The 1,966-nt window shown below is 65.1% G+C and carries 3 protein-coding genes; 1 reads left to right on the top strand and 2 read right to left on the bottom strand.

Features of this window, described 5'->3' with window-relative positions; translation table 11 throughout:
- Positions 1 to 401, bottom strand: a 401-nt coding sequence (locus tag ACT84W_RS10355; protein ID WP_444329151.1) for an iron-containing alcohol dehydrogenase, incomplete at its 3' end; no start/stop codon positions are given.
- Positions 402 to 475: 74 nt separating this feature from the next.
- Between ACT84W_RS10355 and ACT84W_RS10350 the strand changes: the two genes are divergently transcribed.
- Positions 476 to 871 carry a hypothetical protein gene (locus ACT84W_RS10350; protein ID WP_444329150.1) on the top strand — a complete coding sequence of 132 codons (396 nt, stop codon included), beginning with the start codon at positions 476 to 478 and terminating at the stop codon, positions 869 to 871.
- Between the two features lie 127 nt (positions 872 to 998).
- Here the strand turns inward: ACT84W_RS10350 and ACT84W_RS10345 are convergent, their stop codons facing one another.
- On the bottom strand, positions 999 to 1,733 hold the full coding sequence (locus tag ACT84W_RS10345; protein ID WP_444329153.1) for a substrate-binding periplasmic protein: 735 nt from the start codon (positions 1,731 to 1,733) through the stop codon (positions 999 to 1,001).
- Positions 1,734 to 1,966 lie beyond the last annotated feature (233 nt).

The following is a 1,966-nucleotide window of genomic DNA, read 5'->3' as shown; positions in this document are numbered from 1 at the left end:
CCCATGACGTAATCCCAGATGTCGCGCGCGGACTCGGTGTCGTCGGCCGCGACGACCGGGTTCGCCGCGACGGCGCAGATCCCCTTGCACCCGTCCATGACCGAGCCGCCGCCGAGCGCGAGCACGAAATCGCAGCCCTCGGTGTGCGCAAGCCAGCCGCCGTCGTTGACGGTCTTGCGCAGGGGGTTCGGCTCGATGCGGTCAAAGAGCACATGCGACACGCCGGCGCGATCGAGCTCAGCGAGCGTGCGGTCAAGGTATCCGTTCGCCTTGACGGACTTGCCGCCCGTGGTGACGACGAGCGCGCGCCGACCGGGCAGCAGCGCATCGCCGAGCTCGGCAAGCTTTCCTGCCCCGAAGAGCACGCGGGTCTGAGCGAAGAACGTATATGAATCGGACATAAGGCCTCACAAGTCTCTGGTTTAGACTAAGCAAGTCTAGCGCGAAGGTTTGACGTCGATGGGAAGAAGCCCGAATGAGCCACGGAAAGCGCCCGCACAAGGTCGGGCTCATCGCCCATGAGGGAGATCCGCTCGGCCTCGTTCTCGACGACCTCGCGGAGGCCGGCGCCGTCTACGAGAGCCTGAGCGGAGTGGAGACGCCGATCGAGTTCGTGCGGCTCTCCCCTGCCGAAGACGCCTCAGGCTGCGATGCGCTGGTCGTAGCCTGCACGAGCGCAAAAGCGGCCGCCGCAAGCCATGAGGACCAGCGCGTCTACACCGCGTCGAGCAGCGATCAAGGCGCGGACCTCTATATCCCCCATCCAGAGCGGCTGCCCCGGCTCATGAAAAAGCCCCGCCTCGGAATGTTGAGGCGGGGCTTGTCCAAGCAGATCGATGCGCTGATCAGGCGGATCCAGGTCGGCGACTAAACGAACGGCCAAGCTGCCGAACGGTCGGAGGAAGCCTGCTTTCTTGAGGTAGGCGCGTGCCTGAGTCGCTCTACAATCGGCCCAGGCACGCGCCAGTCCGCAATCGGCCCAAGCGCGAGCCGCTCCCCTACCGGCTCTTGCGCCAGAAGTAGAATCCGGCGACGGTGACCACGATCGCGGCGACAACGAGCCACAGCGGCGATGCCGAGGTGTCGCCCGTCTGCGGAATCGAGCGGTCCTTGGTCGTGACCCTAGGCTCGGAGCGCTCGGTCGTCTTGTGGTCGACCTTCTCGTCCTTCTTGTAGTCGATCATCGTGAGCGAGGCATCGCCGGCATACGCGTTGACGACCCCCTTGCCGCTCACCGTGGCCTTGCCGCCGGAGACGATACTGACCTTGCCGAGCCGCGGGATGCGCTTATCCTCGCCGGAGAGGAAGATCTCCTCGAGCTTCGTGGTCACCTGCACGGCCACGACCTTGTCCTTGAGGTCGGCGAGCGTGCGGATGTCGCTCTCGGGCATGACGGCCACAACCTGGCGCGACTGCATGTAGGGCCCCGCCCAGCGGTAGAGGTCCTCGCGACCGTTCATGCTGAAGCAGCTGGCGATGCCGTCGATCGTCCTGTTGGAAAGAAGCTCGTCCTTGCGGTCCCACTCGATTTGGAGGAAGTCGGCGCCGTACCCGATTCGGTCGAGCGCCCCGGTGAGGATGTCGACGTCGATGCCGGTGTACTCGCCGCCCTCGTCCAAGTAGCAGAACGGGGGATAGTTGTCGCGGCCGATGGTGAGCGCCGGGCGGCCTTCAGTCGCGTCGGCGTCACCCTGCGCAGACGGCGCGCACCCGGCGAGCAGCGCCGCGCCCACGCCGAGCAAAACGCCCTTCTCGTAAGCTCCAAATCCCCTCCCCCGTCGCATTCCCGCATAACATTACCAGGCCCTCAATCAGTGACAGTCATTGCGTGCAGCTTTTGGTGCCACCCATCATTCGTTGCCACCCATCAGCCGGTGACAGTCATTGCGTGCAGCATCTGGTGCCACCCATCAGCCAATGGCTGTCACCCAGCGATGGCGACGCGCGACGCAGCGTTCACTTGCCG

The sequence above is a fragment of the Paratractidigestivibacter sp. genome, from assembly GCF_052362415.1.
Taxonomy (GTDB): Bacteria; Actinomycetota; Coriobacteriia; order Coriobacteriales; family Atopobiaceae; genus Paratractidigestivibacter.
This window is presented reverse-complemented; position numbering and strand designations above follow the sequence as displayed.